Origin of the sequence: Otariodibacter oris, assembly GCF_009684715.1 — a bacterium.
Classification (GTDB): Bacteria; Pseudomonadota; Gammaproteobacteria; order Enterobacterales; family Pasteurellaceae; genus Otariodibacter; species Otariodibacter oris.
Window position 1 is genome coordinate 195,245 of record NZ_CP016604.1, and the last position, 25,693, is coordinate 220,937.

Genomic DNA, 25,693 nt, shown 5'->3' on the forward strand with positions numbered 1-25,693 from the left:
GTTATTATTGAGATTGTGCTTTTTCCAATGCGAGTTTAAGCGCAAATGGAATACTACTGCCATGATTCACTTTTGGTAGTAGGACAAATTCTGATGAAATTTGTTCGTTTTGTAGCTGTTGATAAAGTTGCTCAACAGTGAAATCTGAACGGCGTGATTGGATTCGTTTAATACGATCAGGATCTACTTGTGGATCTCGCTCTGGGTAAGCTTCGTATTCACTTAATGTAAGCAATACAAAGTGAGGTCGAGAGGTTAAAACCTTATCTTTGAGCCAATTTGAATTTCCCCACCACAACGATGGGCTTGCCAAAATATAGCCATCAAACAGCCCCCCTTTAGTGAATAGGGTATAAAGTCCAAATAAACCTCCAAAAGAGTGTCCAAAGAAAAGGTTTCGTTCTGTTTTACTATAATGAGTATCTATAAATGGTTTAGCTTCATTTGCTATAAAATTAAGAAAATTATCAGCACCTCCACCCTTGGCAAAGTCTTCCCCTTCAGCCTTTGGTGTGTAATCTCTAGTTCTTTCAGGTACAAAATATTGTTCTTCACCTACATAACCAATAGCAACAATACGAGGCAGTGGTTTGTGAGAATTAACCGCTTCTAGTGCCTTTGGGAAATGCATATTGCCATCTAATAAATAGAGTGTTGTTCCATTAAAATTGCTTTTAGGATCTGCAATAAATAATCGGTATGAATTATTATTAAAGACCTGATTAACGTGTTTTATATTATATAAACTGCTTTCCATAGCAAATACCTTACTCAAAATAAGCAATCCGAAGATGATTGTGATAATTTTCTTGTATATTTTCATTATTAGAAACTAAGATTTACGTTTGCCCAGTAACGACGACTATCTACAGGAGACCAGTTTCCTCCCGTACTCGCATCAACTTTATCCCCTCTCTCATTAGTTAGATTGAGGATCCCAACATTAAATAATACATTCGGACCGAATTGATAATTTGCTCCTAAATCGATAGTACTGTAGGCGCTAGCATAGCGAGCGGGTCCTCCACTATATCCAGTACGTTGATCTGCCCAAACACGTTTCCCCACATAGTTATAGCGTATAAAAGTATTAATAGTTGATGTAACTTGCCAATCAGCTTTTGAATTAAATTGGTGCTTCGGTGTATTAGTAAGAGGGTATCCATCATAGTTGAATCGGCTACCTTGTAATTGCTCCTCTTTACGTTTTGAACGTTGGTAAGTGTAGTTCAATGCTAGGTTTAGATTATCTAAAATAGCAAACTTACCTGTTAATTCTAATCCTCTAATATTGGCTTTCCCAATATTGTCAAACACAAACAAGTTAGCGCCAGTGATATCATCTACTCGTGGTCTACCATTTGTACCAAATGTTTGGTAGCTGATAAGTTTATTTTTAAACTCAGTATTAAATAAGGTAATTCCACCACTAATTCCTTGTCCATTAGAGTACTCAATTCCAATTTCTTGGTTCCAACTTGTCTCTGGTTTAAGATCTGGGTTACCGTAGATAACACCAGCACCACCTTGGGTAGAAGTAATATAATCTTCGCTAATTTCGCGAATAGTTGGTGCTCTAAAAGCCTTGGCAACGCCACCTTTCATCGTTAATTCTGGAGTGAGGTGATAAACTAAATAGGCTCGAGGATTCCAATGTGTCCCATAATTTTCATGGGAATCCATTCTTAATCCTAATGTGAGGAGTAGGTCTTGAGTAAAGCTGATTTCATCTTCTAAGAATAAAGCTTTTTGAATAGCTTTTTCTTTTTTTGTCATAAATACAGGACGACGAGCGACAAGATTTTCAACACTGTCATCTTCTAATTTAGCATGCTGATATTGTCCACCTAATACAATGAAATGGTTGTATACGGGGATCATTAATTTGCCATCGACGGTGGTATTGGTAATTTCTGGACGACGAGAATCGTAGCTGTTTAATCGTTCATTCCATGTTTTACGGACCGCTTTTTCTTGGTAAACGCTTAATTCACTATTAAACAAATCACTCGTACCAAAATAAGTTAATACCCAATGTTTACGATCATTTTTAACGATTTGTTTTAGATTTCTTGTGATGCTTCCTGCACGATTGGTTGTTAATTCTTGAGATAACCCTGGAGTGGCTGTTTTTTCTTGCTTAGTTTTACCCACTTCAAATTCAACTTTATGGTTGTCATTCGGTGTAAAGACTAATTTGGATGTAATATCGTTATTTTTTACTTTATTGCTGCCAGATACTTCAGCATCTTCTTGGCGTAAATTACCGCTTCCATAAACTTGAAGCCCCAATTTATTACCCAATAATGGACCAGAAATAAAGAAACTGCTGTTCCCTTGCTCACCATTACTACCCTGACGAGCAATTCCACCTAAAGATAGTGCGCCATTCCATGTATCTTCAATAGGTTTAGTGATCACATTCACCACACCACCCATGGCATCCGAACCATATAGGGATGACATAGGTCCACGAACAACCTCAATTCGTTGAATTGCAGCGAGTGGAGGTAAGAAACCAGACTCGAATCCGCCATTCCCATTTGGACGTGATTCTCGGGTATTTTGTCTTCTACCATTAGTCATCATTAATGTGTAATCCCCAGACAACCCTCTAATAGAGATATCTTCACTGTTAACATTTGAACCGCTGATATTTACACCAGGAACAGATTTGATGGCTTCTGCAACATTTGTTACGGGAGAATTAGCTATATCTCTAGCTTGAACAATACTTACACTAGCTGGTGCATTCTTAGCAATTTGTGTTGTACCAGAAGCACTCACCACAATATCATCTAAAGTTGCCATATCAGATGTATCTGCATTAGCAATAGTGGTAAAAATCCCAGCCATAATAGCTATAGATAACGTTGAATAGCGCATGAATAAATAGTCCTCTTTATGTAGATTAATATTTGTATAGTTGATGTTTGAATTATATCAATCGCCTTAAATAAGAACAATTATCATTACTATTATGTTTTGTAAATATACTATCTAAAAATAAGAAATATTGAAGAGAATAAAAAAACCGACCAGCTCAAATATAAGCGGTCGGTTTCTCTAAGAAATTTGCAAATTTTCTTTTAATCAATAAAAATAGGGATTAAGCTAATTTTTTGATTTGTGCTGCTAATTTAGATTTGTGGTTAGCTGCTTTATTTGCATGGATAAGGCCTTTAGATGCCATACGATCCAATATTTTTTGCATTTCAACGAAAGCTGCTTCAGATGCTGCTTTATCACCAGTAGCGATAGTTGCATAAACTTTTTTGATGAAAGTACGCATCATAGAGCGTTGGCTTGCGTTGTGTTGGCGACGTTTTTCAGATTGAATCGCGCGTTTTTTTGCTGACTTGATATTAGCCAAGGTCAAACTCCTAAAAATATCTGTGTAAAAATAAAAACACAAAAAGCTTAAGCTTTTTATGTGCTATCGATAGTTTAAAGATTCATTTTCAACGAGACACGTGCTTGAAAATAACATCGTTTCACGCAAGAAACGGGTCTTGTGTAAAAGATAGGGGGGGATTTTAGCAGTTTTTTTCTGATTTTCCTATAACAAACTGCTAAAATCCGAATCAAAATTTCATTAATCAAGAGAAATAATGTGAGTAATAAATTATTAAAATCAGGAATGGTGGTCAGTTCAATGACGCTATTATCTCGCATATTAGGATTAATTCGAGATATTGTAGTCGCAAATCTGTTAGGAACCAGTGTTGCTGCCGATGTATTTTTATTTGCCAATCGTATTCCTAACTTCCTTCGCCGATTATTTGCGGAAGGAGCTTTTTCCAAAGCCTTCGTCCCCGTCCTTGCCGAATATAATGCGGATGATGATATAAATAAGACACGAGAATTTATTGCAAAAGTATCAGGAACCTTAGGAGGATTGGTTACGATTGTGACTTTAGTGGGCGTAATTGCTTCCCCTATTGTCGCCGCACTTTTTGGTACAGGTTGGTTTATTGATTGGTTACAAGATGGTGCAGATGCAGAAAAATTCACTCAAGCTTCATTACTTTTAAAAATCACCTTTCCTTATTTATGGTTTATTACCTTTGTTGCTTTATCGGGGGCGGTATTAAATACACTAGGTAAATTTGGTGTAATGGCATTTTCGCCTGTTTTACTCAACGTAGCGATTATAGCAATGGCCATCGGTGCAGCCCCTTATTTTGATAATCCAGATATTGCATTGGCTTTAGGGGTTTTTCTTGGTGGATTATTACAATTCTTGTTCCAAATTCCTTACCTAAAAAAAGAAGGATTATTAGTTAAGCCGAAATGGGCATGGCATGATGAAGGGGTAAAAAAAGTCAGAACCTTAATGATACCAGCTTTGTTTGGTGTGTCCGTTACACAAATTAATTTACTTTTAAATCAAGTGATTGCGAGTTTCTTGATTACAGGATCGATTAGTTGGCTTTATTATGCTGACCGCTTAATTGAGTTTCCATTAGGCTTATTTGGTATTGCAATTTCTACGGTGGTATTACCAAGCCTTTCTCGTATCGCGAAACAAAAAGATCTAGAAGGCGAGCATCGTGTTCAGGTCTTTGCCAATACAATGGATTGGGGCGTGAGAATGGTGTTATTACTAGGTATTCCCGCAATGATTGGTATCGCTGTACTAGCCGAGCCTTTGGTTATGACATTATTTATGCACGGGAAATTCCAGTTAGTCGATGTGATTGCATCTGGGAAAGCATTATTTGTCATGTGTTTTGGCTTAATAAGTTATATGTTAATTAGTGTATTAGCCAATGGTTTCTATGCTCATCAAAATACCAAAACACCCGTAAAAATCGGTGTAATTGCGGCGATAAGTAATATCTGTTTTGGCGTGTTGGCTATTCCTTTTGGGTATATTGGGCTTGCCATGGCTTCCGCATTATCAGCATTAGTGAATGCAAGTTTGTTGTATCGAGGGCTGGTTAAAAATAATACTTATAAAATTAGTGTGAAAACAGCACTATTTACGCTCAAGCTCTTAATTGCAGGCTGTCTGATGGGGGCAATGGTTTCTTATTTCTCACCAGAATTGATTCAATGGGCATCCCTTTCTATTTGGGGAAAAATCCATTGGCTATTGTGGTTGATTGTAATGGCAGCGGTAATATATTTTGGTGTTCTATTTTTATTAGGTATCCGCCAAAAAGATTTAAAGGCTGACTGAATTACAAGCGGTAAGTTTTCATAAATTTTTTACTCATTGAATCTTGCTATATTTGATTGATCATTCTTCTTAATATTTATCTATGTCCTTAGAAAACTTACTATTATGGCGGAGGTTTATTTCTGCCTTAGCTTTTTTTTCAGTACAGAGTGTCTTTTTTGTTTATTTACAACAAAAAGGACTATCAAATACGCAAATTACATTTTCTTTATCGTTACTATTTTTTTGTAACCAAGCACTTGCGATTTTGGGAGGAATTTTAGGTGACCGTTATGGTTTAGCTAAAATCATGCTTTTGGGGTGCTTATTAGATGTTATTGCCTATATTTTCTTTTTATCCGCTGATCGTTATAGTATTTTACTGTTTGCGACGGTGAGTTTTGGTTTAGGAAGTTGTTTATTTTCAACCAATGCGAGGGCTTTTTTACTTACTTTAGCGGACGGGGAATATAGCGCTAAAACTCGATTACAAGGTAAGTTTTTAAAAGTAACAAGTTTGTCCACAATGGTTGCACCATTACTGACACTGCCTTTTATTTATTTTGAACAGATTTCCACATTAATATGGTTATGTTTTTGCGTAGAGGCAACACTTTTTGCATTTATGGCGAAACCATTTTATCAAATGGAGAATGTGAATAATTTAGTTAAATTTCGTTGGAAACAGGTTCAAGAAATAATCACAAAAGAATTTGTCTTTGTGCATTTGATGTTATTTATTCCATTAAGTATTGCATCTTCATTTTTTGTGATATTCCCTTATCTGTTTGATAATAAACTTAATGCACCGGAACAAATTCCAATAGCATTGTTTATCAATGGGTTAATGACAGTAATCTTACAATCATCATTTTCAAAACATATTAATTTAACTGCTAAACAGTTAATGAAGATTAGTCCTGTCTTAGCTATCAGTATTATCGTACCTTGGTTTACTACGTTACACTATGTTTCACTTTTTTCTGCTTATCTTTATTTGGTGATTTTTACATTAATCGAGGTTTATTCATTGACTGCAATGGCAAATTTATTAGTAAAATTTGATAATGGTAAAAATCGAGGATTTATTTTCGGCTCATCACGTTTGTTACAATCGGTTTTAACGATGTTAGTGATGAATCTTATTCCACATTTATTTTTAATTTAATATGACAAATTTATTATTAGTTTCTCTTGGTGCTGTACTTGGCGCAGTTTCTCGTTGGCAATTGGGTGTATGGCTTAATCCTTTGTTACAAGCGGTCGGATTCGGTACATTTTTTGCAAATATGCTGGGGTGTTTTTTGATCGGGATTGCTCTCGGTTTAAATTTACAGGAAAGCCAAAAATTGCTTTTTATCACAGGATTTTTAGGTAGTTTTACTACCTTTTCCTCTTTCTCTGCAGAAGTCAGTGAAAAACTCTTACAAGAAAAATGGCTTAATGCCCTAAGTGTATTTAGCCTACATACTTTAGGTGGCATTACTGCAACAATTATAGGTATGTTTTGTGTACGTTTTTTTATGGCTGGAAGAGTATAAATTCTATATCAAGGAACATTTAAATTGAAAATAATTATTGCCCCAGATTCTTTTAAAGAAAGTTTGACTGCTCTTGAAGTTGCTAATGCTATTGAGAAAGGCATCAAAAAAGTGATACCCAATGCTGAATGTATTAAAGTTCCTATGGCTGATGGCGGAGAGGGAACAGTACAGTCTTTAGTTGATGCCTTATCAGGTCAGTTATTACCGGTAAATGTTACCGATCCTTTAGGTCAGGAAATTACTGGATTTTTGGGTGTGTCAGGTGATAGAAAAGTTGCCATTATTGAAATGGCAGCGGCATCAGGATTGCATCTTGTACCAATTCAACAACGTAATCCCTTGAAAACAACAAGTTATGGCACAGGAGAATTGATTCGATATGCTCTTGATTTAGGTGTAGAGAAAATCTTGCTAGGGATTGGCGGGAGTGCAACAAATGATGGTGGTGTTGGAATGTTGCAAGCTCTTGGTGCTAAATTTCTAGATATTGAAGGAAAGGAGATTGCTTGGGGCGGAGAACAATTAGCTAACATTGCTCATGTTGATCTATCTCATTTAGATTCACGGCTTCAATCTATCAAAATTGAAGTGGCTTGTGATGTCGATAATCCGTTGTGTGGTGAATATGGAGCCTCTGCTGTTTTTGGTCCACAAAAAGGGGCGACAGCAGAAATGGTCACTATTTTAGATAATGCGCTCTTACATTTTTCTAAGATCGTGGAAAAAGAGTTATCGGTCAATATCCGAGATAAAGCTGGAGCAGGTGCCGCTGGCGGAATGGGGGGTGGGTTGCAATTACTACCTCACGTCGAACTAAAAGCAGGTGTCGATATTGTGATTGAAGCGGTCAGTTTAGCAGAAAAAATTGCAAATACGGATCTAGTGATCACAGGAGAGGGAAGAATGGATGCACAAAGTATTCATGGTAAAACCCCAATTGGTATAGCGAAAATTGCGAAACGATACAACAAACCCACAATCGCTATTGTGGGGTCGCTAAGAGATGATTATGAGGTCGTTTATAAGTATGGTATTGATGCCGTGTTCCCTATTATTCGTCAAGTAGGAACGTTGGAGCAGACCTTGAATCAAGCTGAAGTCAATCTAATTTCAACTGCTCAAAATGTGGTAAAATTGTATCAAATGAGATAAATTTTTATGGAGTTATGATGATAAAAATCAACCACATTGCAATGTATGTTCGCGATCTTGAACAAAGTCGAACGTTTTATGAACGCTATTTCGGTGCGAGTGCTAATCAACGCTATCATAATCCGCGTACTGGTTTGCAATCCTATTTTCTTTCTTTTCCTGATCATGACGTCCGTTTGGAATTAATGACACGTCTAGAATTAACGCCTCGTGCAGATAGGGGGATGAATGAAGGCTATATCCATCTTGCTTTTAGTGTCGGCAGTAAACAAGAGGTTGATGCATTGACTCAACGCTTGCAAGCCGATGGTTACCCTTGCTTGAATGGTCCACGTACAACAGGCGATGGTTATTATGAAAGTGTCGTAGCTGATCCTGATGGCAATCTGCTGGAAATTACCGTATAAGGAACTTACCTATAAATTTTGTTTGTACTTTGGACATTGAGTGATAGTATTCGCCGTTATTTTATATTTCCTCAATATGCATTTTATAGGAGTATGTTTATGGATACCGCGTTAATGTTATCTGCGGTTGTGGGATTAGGTATTGCAGCTCAATGGCTTGCTTGGTACTTAAAACAACCCTCTATTTTATTTTTGTTATTAATTGGGATTTTAATCGGACCAGTTTTCAACTGGCTTGATCCTGATGCAATCTTAGGGGATTTATTGTTCCCGTTTATTTCATTGGGGGTAGCGATTATCCTTTTTGAAGGGGCTTTAACCCTAGAGTTTGATGAAATCAAACAACATGGGCGAGTCGTTCAGTTACTTGTTTCTGTGGGAATGGCGATTACCATTGTCTTGATTTCTATCGCTACTTATTTCCTTTTCGATGTGGATTGGCGTATAGCTTTACTATTCGGTTCACTGGTTTGTGTAACTGGGCCAACGGTGATTGTGCCATTACTGCGTAGCGTACGTCCTAATGATAATATTTCTAATATTCTAAAATGGGAAGGGATTATTATTGACCCAATGGGTGCAATTGCCGTCGTTTTAGTTTATGAATATATTATTTCTGGCGGTGAAGCGAGTGAAATCGGTACCTTCGCAAAAATTATTGCGATTGCAGGCGTATTAGGTATGGCTGGTGCTTGGGTGCTTGCTAATTTGATTAAACGTCATTTTATCCCTGACTTTTTACGCAATGTGTTTGTATTAGCCTATGTGTTGCTTTTATTTTCTATTTCCAACCACTTTGCCCATGAATCTGGTCTTTTAACGGTAACTGTACTCGGTGTAGCGTTAGCAAACTGGAAAGCCTTTCCTAAAGATCACATTTTAGAGTTTAAAGAATCACTCACAGTTTTATTGATTTCAGTATTATTTATCGTGCTTGCTGCCCGAATGGATCTCAATAGTTTATTGAGTGTTGGATTCTCTGGCATTGCGTTACTCTTTATTGCAATGTTCATCGTTCGTCCATTTGCCGTCTGGGTATCATCTATTGGTTCTAATTTAACCTGTAATGAAAAAGCGATGATAAGCTGGATTGGCCCTAGAGGTATTGTTGCAGCAGCTATTTCTTCATTATTTGCAATCCAATTGCAAGACTATGATATAAAAGGGAGTGAACTACTTATTCCTCTTGTTTTCTTGATTATTATTGGAACAGTACTGATTCAAGGTCTAGGCTCTAAAGCTATGGCTGGATTGCTTGGCGTGCGTAAAGTGGCTGATAATGGAGTGCTTATTGTTGGAAGTAGCCCTGTTGCTTTAACTATCGCAAAATCATTAAAAGATCTAAATATTGATGTTATTGTGGCAAACACTAATTATAGTGAAATTTCAAAAGCAAGGATGCTAGGTTTACGTACTTATTATGGTAGTCCAATTTCAACACATGCAGATAATTACTTAGATTTAATTGGTATTGGGTATTTATTCGCAATTAGCACAGATAAGGAACTCAATACGCTATCAGAAATTCACTATCGTCATGAATTTAATGAAAATAATATCTATCGGATACGTTTTAGTGAGGATAATAATCAAACTGAACGTAACAATAAACACACTTATCGTTCAAACTTGTTATTTGGTGACGGTGTTACTTACGCAAAATTGGCGAGTTTAATCTCTAAAAATGCTCGGATAAAAGTAACTAACTTGACAGATAACTATACATTTGAAAAGTACCAAGAGGACAATAAGCAATTTTTACCACTTTATACTGTAGATGAAAATAATATTATTTCTATTATTGATTCTGAGCATACGCCAAAGAATTGTCGTTTAGTGTCACTTGTACCTGAAGAAAAGATGGATATCGATAAATAATAGAGCAAGATAAATTTAAAAAATAAATAGAGGCAACACAGTTTTGACTATGTTGCCTCTATTTTTTATATTGCTTAATCTTTTTTCTTACCAAACAAATTTCCAATTAAGAAACCAACTAATCCAATAAGTAATGCTGGCACAATGGTGTGGAAACTAAAGAATTTGATACCAAAACTTGCCATCAAAACATAACTCACTAGCCCTGCAATCATTGAGCAAATCGCCCCTGTTGCATTTGCTTTGTCCCAATATAAGCCTAATACGATAACCCATAAGAACGTTGATTCTAGTCCACCAAGTGATAAGAGATTTAACCAAATCAACATATCAGGTGGATTGAATGCGAGAATAAGGGCAAAGAGCGTGAGTAAAAGAGTAGTTAGTGTTGAAAAGAATTTAATCCGTGATTCATTTTTTGCCGCTTGAGGACGGATAGCTAAGTATAGATCCTTAATCATTGTTGAAGAGGATTGAATTAGCATTGAATCAATGGAAGACATAATTGCTGCCATTGGCGCAGCAAGGAAAATACCCGCAACCACAGTTGGTAGAACTTCTAACATTAAGGTTGGAATAACTTGATCCACAACTTTTAAGTCAGGCACAACGGCTCTGCCTAATGCACCAGAAAGATGCATTCCAAGCATAAGGATTGCAACTACGATAGTGCCTATAATCATCCCATTATGTAACGATTTACTATCTTTATATGCCATACTTCTCACAGCTAAAGAAGGAAGCCCAATCAGTCCAAAACAGACAAGCACCCAAAATGAAGCCATAAAAGTTAGGTCTAATGGTCTTTCATCTATACCATAAGGTTCAATAAGTTGGGGATTGATGCTTTGTAATTGATTAATTGCATTCTCAACACCACCCGCTGCATAAATCACCCCCCCCAGTAGTAATATCGTACCCACTAGCATGACTAAACCTTGTATGGTGTCAGTTAACACAACGGCTCTAAATCCACCGATAAAGGTGTAAATTCCGACAGTTACTGCAAAAATTAGAATAGCACTGGTATAAGAGATACCGAGAGTAGTTTCAAGTAATCTGCCCGCCCCAATAAATTGCACAACGATCATGGCAAAGAACGAAAGCAAAAGTGCTAAACTCGATAGCCAGACAACCACAGGGCTTTTATAACGAGCAAATAGCATATCATTGATTGTGATACTGTTTGTTTTGCGGGCAATGATCGCAAATTTTTTACCTAGAATACCAAGGGATAGAACTACTGCAGGAACCTGTATCATAGCGAGTAGTACCCAACCCAAACCATATTTGTAAGCAGCTCCTGGCCCACCAATAAAGCTACTTGCTCCGACGTAAGTGGCAGATATTGTCATTGCGAGGACAAATCCCGACATAGAGCGTCCACCCACATAATACTCAGATAAAAAATTACCTTGTTGTCGTTTACGATAAGCATAGAAAGCGACACCGAAAACAAAACACAAATAGGCAATCAGAGGAAGTAGGATTGAGATATTCATTTTATTCTTTGTCCTCTAAATCAATATTTTTATAAACATTTTTAATAACAACTATGGTGAGTAATACAAACAGGATAGATAAATAGATACAACTAAATTCAAACCAAATAGGAAATCCCAGTAATCCTCGTTCAGAGGGTAAAAAGTAAGCAAACCCAACCCAGCCAATAAGGTATATGAATGTCAGCCACAAAGCCCAACGCACTTCTCGTTTAATTTGTTGGTGATGTTTCACTTTTTCTCCTTAAAAAAATAACCTCATAAAAATGAGGTTAAAACAGACTTGCTATTATTGCTATATATGAATCTAATTATTTGCTGAAGATTATTCAGCATCTTCTTCGGGTCTTGATTTCATCAACTCTTCGTCGGTTGGCAAAGGTTGCCCAGTAAATGCATGTAAAAATGCCTCACACAATAATTCACTGTTTGTTGCATGACGAAGGTTATGAATTTGACGACGAGTGCGTTCATTGGTCAAAATTTCTAATACTTTAATTGGGATAGAAACTGTAATTTTTTTGACTTGTTCGCTTTTCTTCCCATGCTCTGCATAGGGACTAATATATTCACCACTCCAATCTACCATTAATCGTTTCCTCATCATAAAAAATGAAATTCCTGTGTATTCTAATTAAAATTGATAAAAATCGCAATCTAGACGTCCAGATTTCTTTATGGGTAAGCGGTCATTTTTTAAATAAATTTTGCAAATTTCTAGGAATAAGGAAAAGTGTGCTATTATGTTGCAATAATTATGAGCATTGGTTTATTTTAAATGTAATGTTCTACACAATAGCAATGTTAGTTTATCTGTCACGTACCCATCCGTTATACCCTATCTAACTTTATTTTAACTACAAGATTATAATATTTATATTATTCCAAATAAGAAGCACTATGATACAAGATCCAAATTATCAACAAGAAAAAGAAAAATACGAAAATCCAGTTCCAAGTCGAGATTTTATTTTACAAACCATCCGTGAATATGATGCGCCAATGAGTAAAGAAGAATTGCTTGCTCAGTTTCAGATTGAAGATGATGAGCGTAAAGAGGCAATTCGTCGTCGTTTACGTGCAATGGAAAATGATGGACAGTTGGTGTTTACCAAACGTCGTCGCTATGCGTTACCTGAAAAAATGGATTTATTGAAAGGGAGCGTAATTGGTCATCGTGATGGTTATGGCTTTCTACAAGTTGAGGGCGATGACGATTGGTTTATCCCGAATGGACAAATGTTGCGTGTTATGCACGGCGATTTTGTTTTAGCTCAACCAAACGGAAAAGACCGCCGAGGACGTAAAGAAGTGCGTATTGTGCGAGTACTTGAAGCGCGTAAAAAACAAGTTGTCGGACGCTTTTTTACAGAATCAGGGATTAATTATGTCGTACCCGATGATAGCCGTTTACAGCAAGATATTTTAATTCCAGAAGAGCATCGCCTCGGTGCGAGAATGGGGCAAGTTGTCGTGGTTGAATTACAACCTCGTAAGGCTGATTTTAAGCGTCCTGTTGGATTTATTACCGAAATTCTTGGGGATAATTTAGCACCAGGGATGGAAATTGAAATTGCATTAAGAAACCACGATATTCCTCACGTTTGGAGTGAAGGTGTAGAAAAACAGATTCGCCAATTTAATGAAGAAGTACCAGAAGAAGCAAAAAAAGGGCGAATTGATCTGCGGAACTTACCGCTTGTCACCATTGATGGCGAAAGTGCGAGAGATTTTGATGATGCCGTATTCTGTCAGAAAGAGGAAAATGGCTGGCGTTTATGGGTAGCGATTGCTGACGTAAGTTACTACGTGCGACCAAAGACTGCCCTTGATTTAGAAGCTCAACAGCGTGGTAATTCTGTTTACTTCCCAAATCGTGTTGTGCCAATGTTGCCAGAAGTACTTTCAAATGGGCTTTGTTCACTCAATCCTCAGGTTGATAGATTGTGCCTTGTGGCAGAAATGCGTATATCGGCGAAAGGACAGTTGGAGGAGTACGAATTTTACGAAGCCGTGATGAATTCTCACGCTCGTTTAACTTATACAAAAGTATGGCAAATTCTTGAAGGTAATGAAGAATTACAAGAACGTTATGAACCATTAGTTCCGCATTTAAATGAGCTACATAATATGTATAAAGTATTAGTTAAAGCTCGCCAGCAACGTGGTGCGATTGAATTTGAAACCATAGAGAATCAATTTATTTTCAATCCTCAAGGTAGAATTGAAAGAATTGAGCCTGTGATTCGTAATGATGCACATAAAATCATTGAAGAATGTATGATTTTAGCCAATATTGCCTCGGCTCGATTTATCGAAAAGGCTAATGAACCTTCGTTATATCGTGTTCACGCACAACCGAGTGAAGAAAAATTAACAAGTTTCAAAACCTTTTTGAAGGAATGTGGACTGTTTTTAGACGGTGGATTAAAACCAACGCCAAAAGATTATGCCAAATTATTGGATATTGTTAGAGAACGTCCCGATAAAACCTTGATTCAAACTATGTTATTGCGATCATTAAAACAAGCGATTTACTCGCCCGATAATGAAGGGCATTTTGGCTTAGCCTTAACGGAGTATGCTCATTTTACCTCGCCAATTCGTCGTTATCCTGATTTATTAGTTCATCGAGCGATTAAGTATTTAATTGAAAAAGGAAAAGGCAATACTCGTCAGTATACGGACGGTGGTGGTTATCACTATAAACTTGATGATATGGATCAGTTTGGCGAAAAATGTTCAGCAACGGAACGCAGAGCAGATGATGCGACAAGAGATGTAGCGGATTGGTTGAAATGTGAATATATGCAAGATCATATCGGCGAAGTTTTTGATGGTGTGATTTCAAGCGTCACCGGCTTTGGATTATTCGTAAAATTAAATGATTTGTTGATTGATGGTTTAGTACATATTTCTCACTTGGATAATGGTTATTATCACTTTGATAGTGATCGCCAACGCTTAGTTGGAAAAAATGGCAATATTTATCGCCTTGGTGATCCTGTTAAGGTACAGGTCATGAGTGTTAATCTAGATGATAAAAAAATTGATTTTGATTTGATTACCAATTTGCGTAAGCCTAAATCAGCTGGAAAAACCGCTAAGAAAAACAGGAAAAAATCAAAACCTGTATTTAAAGAAGCAAAGAAAGAAAATGTTAAGAAAATCGCTAAAAAAAGGAAAAAATAGTTGGTTTATAAAATATTATTCAATCTTGTGAAGATCCGACTTGTATTAGTTAAATCTTATGGGTAGACTTCATTTGAATTTTGTCCACTTAGGAGATTTACAATGAAAAAATTAGGTTTAACACTACTTGCGGGTTTAGTTTCTACATCTGTATTTGCAGCACCAGTTGGCACAACTTTTACAGGCTTTGGTGTTGGTTTGGATTTAACGACAACAAAATACGAAGATGCTAAAAGAGCGACGGGAGTCGGTATTGTTGCAGATTATGGCTTTGATTTTGGCAACAATTTTATTGGATTAGCAGAAGGGAAAATTAAATTTAATAAATCTAAGTTATTAGACAGAAGAAATGGTGATAACTACGCTCGTCTTGATGAGAAATGGAGAGCAAACCTCAGTTATCTACAAGGTTATCGTGTATTGCCTGATTTACTTCCATATGTGAAAGTGAGTTATAATGTAGCAAAATTAGAAAGCGATGTGAAAGAAGTCGTTAGAGATAGGACGTATTCGTCTCATAAAGAAGATACTGGCAATGGATTGGGACTAGGTATAGGTGTGAAATATGCTGTTTCTTCAAATTTTGAAGTGGGAGCAGAATACTTAAGAAGCCGTACTAAATTTGATGGTGATCGTGTTAATGCGAACACTTTCGGAGCAAATGCAACATATCGTTTTTAGTTAAAGTTTGTTCAAAAAAAGGTATAATAGGCACTCCTGTTATACCTTTTTTTTGAGGTCTTTATGTTGACTAAAAATACTATATTTGGGTTAATTATAGTAGGTTTAATAACTGCTATTTCTTTTGTTGCCTCAAACAGCTCAATTGCGATAAATTTAAATCTAAGTGCATTAACCATTGCTATTTTATTTGGAATGTTATTAGGGAATACCATTTACCCTAAGATAGAAGCCCAAACTATTCAAGGAATTAACCTTTCTAAAGGTTTTTTACTCCGTTCCGGTATCGTGTTATACGGTTTTCGAATCACTTTACAAGATATTAATTCTGTTGGTGTAAATGCGATTATCGTTGATGCTATTATGCTAACTGCAACTTTCTTTATTACCTGTTGGGTAGGTGTTCGTTGGTTGAAAATTGATAAGCAAATTGTGCAACTTACCGCCGCAGGATGTAGTATTTGTGGTGCAGCGGCTATTATGGCAACTTCTCCGGTCTTAAAATCGGAATCTCACAAAGTTTCTGTTGCCATTGCTCTTATTGTGATATTTGGTACGGTTTGTATGTTCTTATATCCAATTATGTATCCAGTGCTTAATCATTACCTTTCTGATCATCAATTTGGTATTTATATTGGTTCCTCTGTTCATGAAGTAGCTCAAGTTTATGCGGCGGGAAGTAATATTAATGCTACTGTTGCTGATACCTCTGTGATTACTAAGATGATTCGTGTAATGATGCTTGCTCCTTTCCTCATTTTATTGTCTTATTCATTACAAAAAACTGAGAGTCAAAGTACTCATCAAAAACAAAAAATTAATATTCCATGGTTTGCTGTTTGGTTTATTGTGGTTGCTATTTTTAATTCTTTCTCTTTTTTGCCACAATCAGTTGTCTCATTTTTAGTAGATGTTGATACTATATTTTTAATGATGGCAATGGCTGCATTGGGATTAACTACTCGCTTCAGTGCGATCAGACATGCAGGATTTAGACCATTTTTATTGGGAGGAATTATTTGCATTTGGCTTATTGTTGGAGGCTTTTTTGTAAATTTTGGTTTACAACATATTGTTGGTTAATTTGCAAAAAGAAAGTATAAAGTTACCGCTCGTTATAAATTCAACAATAAATCGTTCTTAATATTATGCTTATCTCTCGACATCTTATTGATAGAACGTTACAATTTCGTCCTATGTTTTTATCTGTATATTATATACCGAATTCTTTTAAATTTATTTGAGGTTTAAGAATGTCTTTTTCTATTGAAACAACTCAAGGCTTAGAACGCCGCGCAACAATTACTGTATCTGCTGATAAAGTTGAGGGTACATACCGTGAACAATTAAAAGGTTATGCTAAAAATGCACGTATCGACGGTTTCCGTAAAGGTAAAGTGCCTCATAGCATTATTGAACAACGTTTTGGTTTATCAGCTCGTCAAGATGCACTTTCAGAAGAAATGCAACGTGGTTTCTTTGATGTTGTTATTAGTGAGAAGTTAAACATTGCAGGTCGTCCTACATTTACACCAGAAAATTACCAACCTGGTCAAGATTTTAAATTTACCGCAGTATTTGAAGTATTCCCAGAAGTAGAATTAAAAGGGTTAGAAAATATTGAAGTGGAAAAACCAGTTGTTGAGATTACAGAAGCGGATTTAGACAAAATGGTTGATGTATTACGTAAACAACAAGCAACATGGTCTGAATCACAAGAAGCAGCAAAAGCGGATGATCGTGTAACTATTGATTTTGTTGGTACAGTAGATGGTGAAGAGTTTGAAGGTGGTAAAGCATCAGACTTCGTATTATTAATGGGTCAAGGCCGTATGATCCCTGGTTTTGAAGATGGTATTGTTGGTCATAAAGCAGGTGAACAATTTGATGTTGATGTTACCTTCCCTGAAGATTACCAATCAGAAAGCTTAAAAGGCAAAGCGGCTAAATTTGCAATTACATTGAAAAAAGTTGAAAACATGGTATTACCAGAATTAACAGAAGATTTTGTTAAAAAATTTGGTGCAGGTAAAGATGTTGCAACATTACGTGCTGAAATTAAGAAAAATATGCAACGTGAATTAAAAAATGCGGTAACAGCACGTATTAAAAACCAAGTAATCAATGGATTAATTAAAGAGAATGATATTGAAGTGCCTGCCTCTGCGGTTACTGAAGAAGTTGAAGTTCTTCGTCAACAAGCAATTCAACGTTTCGGTGGTAAACCTGAAATGGCTGCACAATTACCCGCAGAGTTATTTGAGGGTGAAGCAAAACGCCGTGTTCAAGTTGGCTTATTACTTTCAACAGTTATTTCATCTAATGAGCTTAAAGTTGATGAAGATCGAGTAAAAGAGACTATCGCAGAATTAGCTTCAGCGTATGAACAACCTGAAGAAGTGGTTGCATACTATGCGAAAAACCCTAAATTAACAGATAATGTTCGTAATGTTGTATTAGAAGAACAAGCTGTTGATGCTGTATTGGCGAAAGCTAAAGTAACAGAAAAAGCTTCATCTTTTGATGAAATTATGGTTGCTCAACAACAAGGTTAATTTAGAGTAAAGAAGTAGGGTAAGTTTCACTTACCCTATATTTCAACGTAAGGTAGTAATTTTTCTACCTCTTTTGTTTTTTATCTTTACTGGAATTATATTATGGAAGAGCTAACGTTTGTTCAACAAGTGCAACAGTTTGCTACTAATCATGTTGTTATGGTTGTTGCATGGGTTGCTTTATTTGTTGCAGTGATTTTTAATTTTTATAAAAGTGCAACGAGTAAAATTAAAGTCGTTGATAACGCTCAAATTACTCAGCTTATCAATAAAGAAGACGCTGTTGTCTTAGATGTACGTTCTGAAGATGAATTCAGATCAGGTCATATTATCGAAAGTGTGCATTTATTTCCAAGCGATATTAAACAAAATAAAACCCACACTATTGATAAATATAAAGAAACACCACTTGTTGTTGTCGATGGAAATGGTATGACTGCCCAATCTATCGCAAGTGTATTGGCTAAACAAGGTTTTAATAAAGTTTACGCCTTAAAAGAAGGTATTGCAGGCTGGCGTACTGCAAATCTGCCATTAGTTAAAAAACACAAATAATTTATTAAGGATTTATTATGGCTGAAGAAGAAAACAAAGTTGAAGTACCTGCAGAGGAACAAGTTCCTTTTGAAATGCAAATTCAACGTATCTATGTTAAAGATATTTCATTCGAAGCACCAAATTTACCAACTATTTTTACTCAAGAGTGGAAACCTCAGTTGGGTTTTGAATTAGATACTCAAACTGTACAAGTTAATGATGATACATATGAAGTTGTTTTACATATCAATGTTGAAACAACAATGGAAGATAGCAAAGATGTTGCTTTCATTTGTGAAATCAAACAAGCAGGTGTATTTACTATCAAAGGTTTAGATAATATGCAATTAGCTCACTGTTTGGCATCAAAATGCCCAGAGGTATTATTCCCTTATGCTAGAGAGTTAATTTCAAGTTTAGTGAATCGAGGAACATTCCCAGCGTTAAACCTTTCTCCAGTTAATTTTGATGCATTGTTCTTTGACTATTTAGAACGTCAACAAAAAGCAGAAGCTGAGAAAGAACAATCTCCAGCACCTCTCGCAAACTAATTTATTTCAATATGAAATAGGTATGCAGTTGCATACCTATTTTTTTAGTTTTGGATAAGGACTAGAAATGAATAGCATTTATACCGCACCAATTTCAATTCTGGGTGCCGGTTCTTACGGAACGTCTTTAGCAATTGCACTTTCTCGCAATGGATACAAAACCTACCTATGGGGACATAATCCTCATAAAATGACTATCCTAAAAGAGCAAAGAAAGAATCAAGAATTTCTTCCTGATATCCAATTCCCTGAAGCCTTAGAAATTAAGCATGACTTAAAAGAAATAATAACTTGTGCAAAGGATCTTTTGATTGCGGTACCCAGTCATGTTTTTACAGAGGTTCTATATAATATTAAACCTTATCTAACTTCAGAACATCGCATTATGTGGGCAACGAAAGGCCTAGAAAGAGATACTGGGCGTTTACTTCAGGAAGTTGCTTTGCAAATTTTAGGTAATAACCATCCGCTTGCTGTACTTTCAGGACCAACCTTTGCTAAAGAGTTAGCTAAAGGTATGCCAACAGCGATTTCACTTGCTTCTGATAATCCTCAATTTGCAGATGAGATGCAACAAAGAATCCATTGTGATAAAGCTTTCCGTGTGTATTTAAATTCAGATATGATCGGTGTGCAGTTAGGCGGAGCTATCAAGAATGTGATTGCTATAGGTGCAGGAATTTCTGATGGGATGGGATTTGGAGCTAATGCTAGAACTGCATTGATTACCCGAGGCTTAGCTGAAATTAGTCGTTTAGGTGTTGCAATGGGTGCAAATCCAACAACATTTATGGGAATGGCAGGACTTGGTGATCTTGTTTTAACTTGTACAGATAACCAATCTCGTAATCGTAGATTTGGTTTAATGCTGGGGGAAGGTAAAACAACTCAATATGCTATGGAAGAAATAGGACAGGTGGTTGAAGGTTTTTATAATACCAAAGAAGCTTATTTGCTTGCTCAAAAGCAAGGGGTAGAAATGCCAATTGTCGAACAGATCCACAAAATGTTATTTTGTGGAAAGCAGGCAAGTGACGTCGTTAAAGATTTACTCGGTCGTGAGCGGAAAGGAGAATAGAGTGAGCGAAAAAAGGCTCTTAAAAATTTGGACATCAATTCGTAAGGAAGCTGAATTATTAGTAGAAAGTGAACCAATGCTTGCGAGTTTTTTCCATGCGACAATTTTAAAACATCATAATTTAGGTGAAGCATTAAGTTATATTCTAGCAAATAAATTATCTAACCCAATTATGCCAGCGATTGCTTTAAAAGAAATTATAGAAGAAGCTTACAATGCAGATGAACAAATTATATATAGTGCTGCTTGTGATATTGAAGCTGTTCGCACTCGAGATCCTGCGGTAGATAAATGGAGCACTCCATTACTGTATTTAAAAGGTTTTCATGCTTTACAAAGCTATAGAGTTACACACTATTTATGGAATCAGAATAGAAAAGCACTTGCTGTTTATTTACAAAATGAAATTTCAGTTGCTTTTGATGTGGATATTCATCCTGCTGCTAAAATTGGTTGTGGCATCATGCTTGATCATGCAACAGGTATTGTTGTTGGAGAAACTTCGGTTATTGAAAATGATGTATCAATTCTTCAAGGCGTTACATTAGGTGGCACAGGGAAAGAGAATGGTGATCGTCATCCTAAAATTCGAGAAGGCGTGATGATAGGATCCGGGGCGAAAATTTTAGGTAATATTGAAATTGGACGTTATTCAAAAATTGGAGCCAACTCCGTTGTATTACATCCTATTCCTGAATATGCAACTGCAGCAGGAGTGCCTGCAAAAATTATTGGAAAATCAGAAGATCAAAAACCAGCTTTTGAAATGAATCAATATTTTGAGCATATAAATATATAGCAATAAAAGATCCCCTGATGTTAACTTTCTAACTTAGGGGATTTTTTAAAAAAAGTAGGTCGATCTAACCGCTTGTAAAAGCCTGATTCTTATACAGAAGCAAGTTCAGCACGCATTTGATCAATTACCAGTTTATAGTCAGGCTGATCAAAAATAGCAGATCCCGCAACAAACATATCGGCTCCCGCTTTAGCTATTTCCGCGATATTGTTAATCTTAACTCCACCATCAACTTCTAAACGAATATTGTATCCACTTTCATCAATACGGCGTCTTGCCTCTTGTAACTTGGTTAAAGTCGAAGGTAAGAAGGATTGTCCACCAAAACCTGGATTTACTGACATCAGTAAAATGACATCGATTTTATCCATCACATAGTCAAGATAACTTAATGGCGTAGCTGGATTAAACACTAATCCACATTTACATCCATGTTCACGGATAAGTTGTAATGAACGATCAATATGCTCAGTTGCTTCTGGGTGAAAAGTAATGACACTGGCGCCAGCTTTAGCAAAATCAGGAATAATGCGATCAACAGGTTTAACCATCAAATGCACATCAATAGGAGCAGTAATTCCGTAGTTTCGTAATGATTGGCAAACAGCAGGACCAAACGTTAAATTAGGCACATAATGGTTATCCATTACATCAAAATGGATGACATCAGCCCCATCTGAAATAACTTGCTTTACATCATCACCAAGTCTTGCAAGATCTGCAGAAAGAATAGAAGGTGCGATTAAAAAAGGTTGTTGAGTCATAGTTTTTTCTCATCGTTAGATATCTGATTGCGTAAGATTACCACATTTTTTCCGTAACAATATCGATTAAAATGATTCATTTTTTCTATTACAGATGTTTTTTGATTAAAAATAAGACATAGGTTATAAAAAAATGATAGAAATAAAATCAATTATCAGGCAAAATAACGTCCACTTTTAATTTATGGTTATTAGCTACAGAATTTATTTAGTCGGAGGACTTATGAAAAAGGGAATTCACCCTGAGAATTATCGTGAAATTTTATTCTATGACAGCAGTGTGCAACAAGGTTGGGTTATTCGTTCTTGTGCAAAAACGACAAAAACAATGGTATGGGAAGATGGTAAAGAATACCCATTATTTCCATTAGATACATCATCAGCTTCACACCCTGTTTACACTGGTAAACGTCGTGAAACGAATAATGAAGGTCGTGCAAGTAAATTTAATGAACGCTTTAAAGGCATGGCTATCAAAGCTAAAAAATAATAGTAAGTAGAGGAACAAATGAAAATTTTAAATTCGTTAAAAACAGCTAAAACTCGTCACCCTGATTGCAAAATTGTACGTCGTAAAGGTAAATTATACGTAATTTGTAAATCAAATCCTCGTTTTAAAGCGCGTCAACGTTAATTTCTAAATTAAAATTTTTAGAAAAATAAGCGGTTAGGTTTAAATCTAACCGCTTATTTATTGATACCTATCAAATAATGCCTAATTAAACCCCTTGTATTTCATATCTATCTTGCCATTGGATTGTTACAATGGATACAAATTAACCACATATTTTCCTAAATTATTGTGATCAATAAATTTGAACATTCTATTCTACGACCAAATTTTTTATGTGGGTATTTTTTAATACTCACTAAAAACAGAAGATGTAAGAATACAAGGAAAAAAGAGTGTGTATTTTGTGAGGATAGTTGTGAGCAACGACCTATCCATTTTAAATGAACAATTGGAGAAGTTGCCAAACCTTTATTAAATTTGGAGCTTTGTAATGGCTGTGGAGCTTATTTATCAAGTTGCTCGATTCAAGTGATTACGATTTTATATTTATGAGAAATGTATCAGACAAACTTAACCACTCGAAAATAGCAGGGAATTGGTATTTGTGTAGTTTGGTTGTACAGGCTAAGCCAGAAAAATTAGATTCGATCAAGGCTACATTATTATCTATGCCAAATACTGAAATTCACGGGGAAAAACCAGAAGAAGGTAAGTTAATTGTTGTAATAGAGTCTGATTTTCAACCTCAGTTGGTTGAGCAAATGGAGAGTATTAAGGATATTGATGGTGTGATTGTTGTTTCTTTAATTTATAGCCATCAAGATGAAAAACATTAATTATTTTTTATTTACCTATTATTAGTGGGGAACATTATGAAACTAAATCGCCGAGAATTCATTAAGGCGAATGCGGTCGTCGCTGCTGCCGCTGCTGCGGGTATGAGTATTCCTGTCAGAAATGCTTATGCTGATGAGAATACAATTAAATGGGACAAGGCACCGTGTCGCTTTTGTGGAACAGGATGTAGTGTCCTTGTTGGCACTCAAAATGGACGTATTGTTGCTTCACAGGGGGATCCTGATGCAGAAGTAAATCGTGGATTAAACTGTATCAAAGGGTATTTTCTACCTAAAATTATGTATGGTAAAGACCGTTTAACTGCGCCTATGTTGCGAATGAAAGACGGTAAATATGATAAGAATGGTGATTTTACGCCAGTTTCTTGGGATAAAGCTTTCAATATTATGGCTGAAAAGTTTAAGAAAGCAATTAAAGAACAAGGACCTAATGGCGTAGGAATGTTTACTTCAGGACAATCAACTATCTTTGAGGGTATAGCTAAATCTAAATTATTTAAAGCTGGATTACGTTCAAATAATATCGATCCAAATGCTCGTCATTGTATGGCATCAGCAGCAGTAGCCTTTTTACGTACTTTCGGTATTGATGAGCCGATGGGCTGTTATGATGATATTGAAAATGCTGATGCTTTTGTTCTTTGGGGATCAAATATGGCAGAAATGCATCCTATTCTATGGTCACGCATTTCTGATCGTCGTTTATCCAAACAAGATTCAAAAGTAGCGGTACTTTCAACCTACGAACACCGTTCATTTGAATTAGCAGATTTAGGTATTTTATTTAAGCCACAAGCTGACCTTGCGATTTTAAATTATATTGCTAATTATCTTATTCAGCATGATGCAATCGATCATGACTTTATTCAAAAACATACGAATTTTAAACGCGGTGAAACTGATATCGGTTATGGATTGCGTGATAGTCATCCACTAGAACAAGCTGCTCAAAATGCAAAAAGTGCTGGCAAAATGTATGATAGTGATTTTGAAGAATTTAAGAAATTAGTGGCCCCTTATACACTTGAAAAAACACATGAAATATCAGGTGTACCAGTTGATCAGCTTGAATCATTAGCAAAAATGTATGCTGATCCTAATCTTAAGATTGTGTCATTTTGGACAATGGGATTCAACCAACATACCCGTGGGGTGTGGGCAAATCACCTTATCTACAATATTCACTTATTAACAGGCAAAATTTCTCAACCTGGCTGTGGTCCTTTCTCTCTGACCGGCCAACCATCAGCATGTGGTACAGCACGTGAAGTTGGGACTTTTGCTCATCGTTTACCAGCTGATTTAGTTGTCACTAATCCAAAACATGTTGAAACGGCAGAAAAATTATGGAAATTACCAAGTGGTGTGATTCAAACTAAAGTTGGGCTTCATGCAGTTGCACAAGATCGTGCTTTAAAAGATGGTACTCTTAATGCATATTGGATCATGTGTAATAACAATATGCAAGCAGGCCCAAACATCAATGAAGAACGATTACCTGGTTGGAGAGATGAACGTAACTTTATTGTAGTTTCAGATCCGTATCCAACAGTCTCAGCTTTAACTGCTGATTTAATTTTACCGACAGCAATGTGGGTGGAAAAAGAAGGAGCTTATGGTAATGCTGAACGTCGTACTCAGTTTTGGTATCAACAAGTGAAAGCTCCTGGTGAAGCAAAATCAGATTTATGGCAGTTGGTAGAATTTTCTAAATATTTCACCACAGATGAAATGTGGCCGGAAGAAGTATTAGCAGCAAATCCTGAATATAAAGGCAAAACTTTATATGATGTGTTATATCGTAATGGTCAAGTGGATCAATTCCAAGTGCCAACAGATAAAGCAGGTTATATCAATGATGAAGCCGAAGATTTTGGGTTCTATATCCAAAAGGGATTATTTGAGGAATACGCATCATTTGGACGTGGACATGGACATGATTTAGCTGATTTCGAGTCATATCACAAAGCAAGAGGTTTGCGTTGGCCTGTTGTTGAAAATAAAGAAACCTTATGGCGTTATCGTGAGGGCTATGATCCTTACGTTAAAGAGGGTGAAGAGGTGGCTTTTTACGGTAATCCAGATAAGAAAGCAATCATTCTTGCTGTACCTTATGAAGCCCCAGCAGAAGCACCTGATGAAGAATATGATTTATGGCTATCCACAGGGCGTGTATTAGAACATTGGCATACAGGATCAATGACTCGCCGTGTTCCAGAATTGCACCGTTCATTCCCTAATAACTTGGTGTGGATGCATCCGACTGATGCGAAGAAACGAGGATTGCGTCATGGCGATAAAGTGAAGGTCTCAAGCCGTCGTGGAGAAATGATTTCTCATATTGATACTCGTGGACGTAATAAAGTCCCTGAAGGTTTAATCTTTACCACGTTCTTTGATGCAGGACAGTTAGCTAATAAATTAACGTTAGACGCAACAGATCCAATTTCTAAAGAAACCGATTTCAAAAAATGTGCCGTTAAGGTTGAGAAAGCTTAGTCAGTTTGTGTGGCAAATA

The 25,693-nt window shown here is 36.3% G+C and carries 25 protein-coding genes; 18 read left to right on the plus strand and 7 right to left on the minus strand.

What is annotated here, in order from left to right:
• Positions 1-4: 4 nt before the first annotated feature.
• The 3 genes from A6A10_RS00930 to rpsT form a co-directional block, all read right to left on the minus strand.
• A complete protein-coding gene (locus A6A10_RS00930) occupies positions 5-757 on the minus strand; it encodes an alpha/beta hydrolase (RefSeq protein WP_170143763.1) in 753 nt (250 codons plus the stop codon).
• A 68-nt stretch (positions 758-825) separates the two neighbouring features.
• Entirely contained in the window at positions 826-2,886 is a 2,061-nt protein-coding gene (locus tag A6A10_RS00935) for a TonB-dependent receptor domain-containing protein (protein ID WP_121123137.1), read from the minus strand.
• Between the two features lie 223 nt (positions 2,887-3,109).
• Positions 3,110-3,373, minus strand: a complete 264-nt coding sequence (rpsT, locus tag A6A10_RS00940) for a 30S ribosomal protein S20 (RefSeq protein WP_121123139.1) — start codon at positions 3,371-3,373, stop codon at positions 3,110-3,112.
• A gap of 240 nt (positions 3,374-3,613) precedes the next feature.
• Between rpsT and murJ the strand changes: the two genes are divergently transcribed.
• The 6 genes from murJ to A6A10_RS00970 all read left to right on the plus strand — a co-directional run bounded on the left by murJ (position 3,614) and on the right by A6A10_RS00970 (position 10,145).
• Positions 3,614-5,185 (plus strand): murein biosynthesis integral membrane protein MurJ, encoded by a 1,572-nt coding sequence (gene murJ / locus A6A10_RS00945; RefSeq protein ID WP_121123141.1) that lies wholly within the window; start codon positions 3,614-3,616, stop codon positions 5,183-5,185.
• Positions 5,186-5,267: 82 nt separating this feature from the next.
• Positions 5,268-6,332: an MFS transporter gene (locus A6A10_RS00950; RefSeq protein WP_121123143.1), complete on the plus strand. Its 1,065-nt coding sequence runs from the start codon at positions 5,268-5,270 to the stop codon at positions 6,330-6,332.
• 1 nt (position 6,333) lies between these two features.
• Positions 6,334-6,705, plus strand: a complete 372-nt coding sequence (locus tag A6A10_RS00955) for a CrcB family protein (protein WP_121123145.1) — start codon at positions 6,334-6,336, stop codon at positions 6,703-6,705.
• Positions 6,706-6,729: 24 nt separating this feature from the next.
• Entirely contained in the window at positions 6,730-7,860 is a 1,131-nt protein-coding gene (locus A6A10_RS00960) for a glycerate kinase (RefSeq protein WP_121123147.1), read from the plus strand.
• Positions 7,861-7,874: 14 nt separating this feature from the next.
• Positions 7,875-8,267, plus strand: a complete 393-nt coding sequence (locus A6A10_RS00965) for a VOC family protein (RefSeq protein ID WP_211327979.1) — start codon at positions 7,875-7,877, stop codon at positions 8,265-8,267.
• Between the two features lie 99 nt (positions 8,268-8,366).
• Positions 8,367-10,145, plus strand: a complete 1,779-nt coding sequence (locus tag A6A10_RS00970; RefSeq protein ID WP_121123148.1) for a cation:proton antiporter — start codon at positions 8,367-8,369, stop codon at positions 10,143-10,145.
• A gap of 74 nt (positions 10,146-10,219) precedes the next feature.
• On the opposite strand, the gene panF is transcribed toward A6A10_RS00970, so the two are convergent.
• The 3 genes from panF to metJ all read right to left on the minus strand — a co-directional run bounded on the left by panF (position 10,220) and on the right by metJ (position 12,236).
• Positions 10,220-11,647 carry a sodium/pantothenate symporter gene (panF, locus tag A6A10_RS00975; protein WP_121123150.1) on the minus strand — a complete coding sequence of 476 codons (1,428 nt, stop codon included), beginning with the start codon at positions 11,645-11,647 and terminating at the stop codon, positions 10,220-10,222.
• A 1-nt stretch (position 11,648) separates the two neighbouring features.
• Positions 11,649-11,882, minus strand: a complete 234-nt coding sequence (locus tag A6A10_RS00980) for a YhdT family protein (RefSeq protein WP_121123152.1) — start codon at positions 11,880-11,882, stop codon at positions 11,649-11,651.
• A 90-nt stretch (positions 11,883-11,972) separates the two neighbouring features.
• Positions 11,973-12,236 (minus strand): met regulon transcriptional regulator MetJ, encoded by a 264-nt coding sequence (metJ, locus tag A6A10_RS00985; RefSeq protein ID WP_121123154.1) that lies wholly within the window; start codon positions 12,234-12,236, stop codon positions 11,973-11,975.
• A 311-nt stretch (positions 12,237-12,547) separates the two neighbouring features.
• On the opposite strand from metJ, the gene rnr reads away from it, so the two are divergent.
• From rnr to cysE, 8 genes are all read left to right on the plus strand, one after another.
• Complete coding sequence (gene rnr, locus A6A10_RS00990) at positions 12,548-14,839, plus strand: ribonuclease R (RefSeq protein ID WP_121123156.1); 2,292 nt, start codon at positions 12,548-12,550, stop codon at positions 14,837-14,839.
• Positions 14,840-14,941: 102 nt separating this feature from the next.
• On the plus strand, positions 14,942-15,520 hold the full coding sequence (locus A6A10_RS00995) for a porin family protein (RefSeq protein WP_121123158.1): 579 nt from the start codon (positions 14,942-14,944) through the stop codon (positions 15,518-15,520).
• Positions 15,521-15,583: 63 nt separating this feature from the next.
• The gene (locus A6A10_RS01000; RefSeq protein ID WP_121123160.1) at positions 15,584-16,603 is read left to right on the plus strand and encodes a YeiH family protein; all 1,020 of its coding nucleotides are present in this window, start codon (positions 15,584-15,586) and stop codon (positions 16,601-16,603) included.
• A gap of 170 nt (positions 16,604-16,773) precedes the next feature.
• Positions 16,774-18,075: a trigger factor gene (tig, locus tag A6A10_RS01005; protein ID WP_121123162.1), complete on the plus strand. Its 1,302-nt coding sequence runs from the start codon at positions 16,774-16,776 to the stop codon at positions 18,073-18,075.
• 102 nt (positions 18,076-18,177) lie between these two features.
• Entirely contained in the window at positions 18,178-18,630 is a 453-nt protein-coding gene (locus tag A6A10_RS01010; protein ID WP_121123164.1) for a rhodanese-like domain-containing protein, read from the plus strand.
• Between the two features lie 17 nt (positions 18,631-18,647).
• Positions 18,648-19,163 carry a protein-export chaperone SecB gene (gene secB / locus A6A10_RS01015; protein ID WP_121123166.1) on the plus strand — a complete coding sequence of 172 codons (516 nt, stop codon included), beginning with the start codon at positions 18,648-18,650 and terminating at the stop codon, positions 19,161-19,163.
• 67 nt (positions 19,164-19,230) lie between these two features.
• A complete protein-coding gene (gene gpsA, locus A6A10_RS01020; RefSeq protein ID WP_121123168.1) occupies positions 19,231-20,241 on the plus strand; it encodes an NAD(P)H-dependent glycerol-3-phosphate dehydrogenase in 1,011 nt (336 codons plus the stop codon).
• A gap of 1 nt (position 20,242) precedes the next feature.
• Positions 20,243-21,040 carry a serine O-acetyltransferase gene (cysE, locus tag A6A10_RS01025; RefSeq protein WP_121123170.1) on the plus strand — a complete coding sequence of 266 codons (798 nt, stop codon included), beginning with the start codon at positions 20,243-20,245 and terminating at the stop codon, positions 21,038-21,040.
• A gap of 89 nt (positions 21,041-21,129) precedes the next feature.
• On the opposite strand, the gene rpe is transcribed toward cysE, so the two are convergent.
• Positions 21,130-21,804, minus strand: coding sequence for a ribulose-phosphate 3-epimerase (gene rpe / locus A6A10_RS01030; RefSeq protein WP_121123172.1), 675 nt, complete (start codon positions 21,802-21,804; stop codon positions 21,130-21,132).
• Between the two features lie 223 nt (positions 21,805-22,027).
• Here rpe and A6A10_RS01035 point away from each other — a divergent pair, with 223 nt between their 5' ends.
• From A6A10_RS01035 to napA, 4 genes are all read left to right on the plus strand, one after another.
• Positions 22,028-22,294 (plus strand): type B 50S ribosomal protein L31, encoded by a 267-nt coding sequence (locus A6A10_RS01035; protein ID WP_121123174.1) that lies wholly within the window; start codon positions 22,028-22,030, stop codon positions 22,292-22,294.
• 18 nt (positions 22,295-22,312) lie between these two features.
• Positions 22,313-22,438 carry a type B 50S ribosomal protein L36 gene (gene ykgO / locus A6A10_RS01040; RefSeq protein ID WP_121123177.1) on the plus strand — a complete coding sequence of 42 codons (126 nt, stop codon included), beginning with the start codon at positions 22,313-22,315 and terminating at the stop codon, positions 22,436-22,438.
• A 428-nt stretch (positions 22,439-22,866) separates the two neighbouring features.
• On the plus strand, positions 22,867-23,154 hold the full coding sequence (locus A6A10_RS01045; protein ID WP_121123179.1) for a chaperone NapD: 288 nt from the start codon (positions 22,867-22,869) through the stop codon (positions 23,152-23,154).
• 36 nt (positions 23,155-23,190) lie between these two features.
• Complete coding sequence (gene napA / locus A6A10_RS01050) at positions 23,191-25,674, plus strand: nitrate reductase catalytic subunit NapA (RefSeq protein WP_121123180.1); 2,484 nt, start codon at positions 23,191-23,193, stop codon at positions 25,672-25,674.
• The last annotated feature ends 19 nt before the right edge of the window (positions 25,675-25,693 follow it).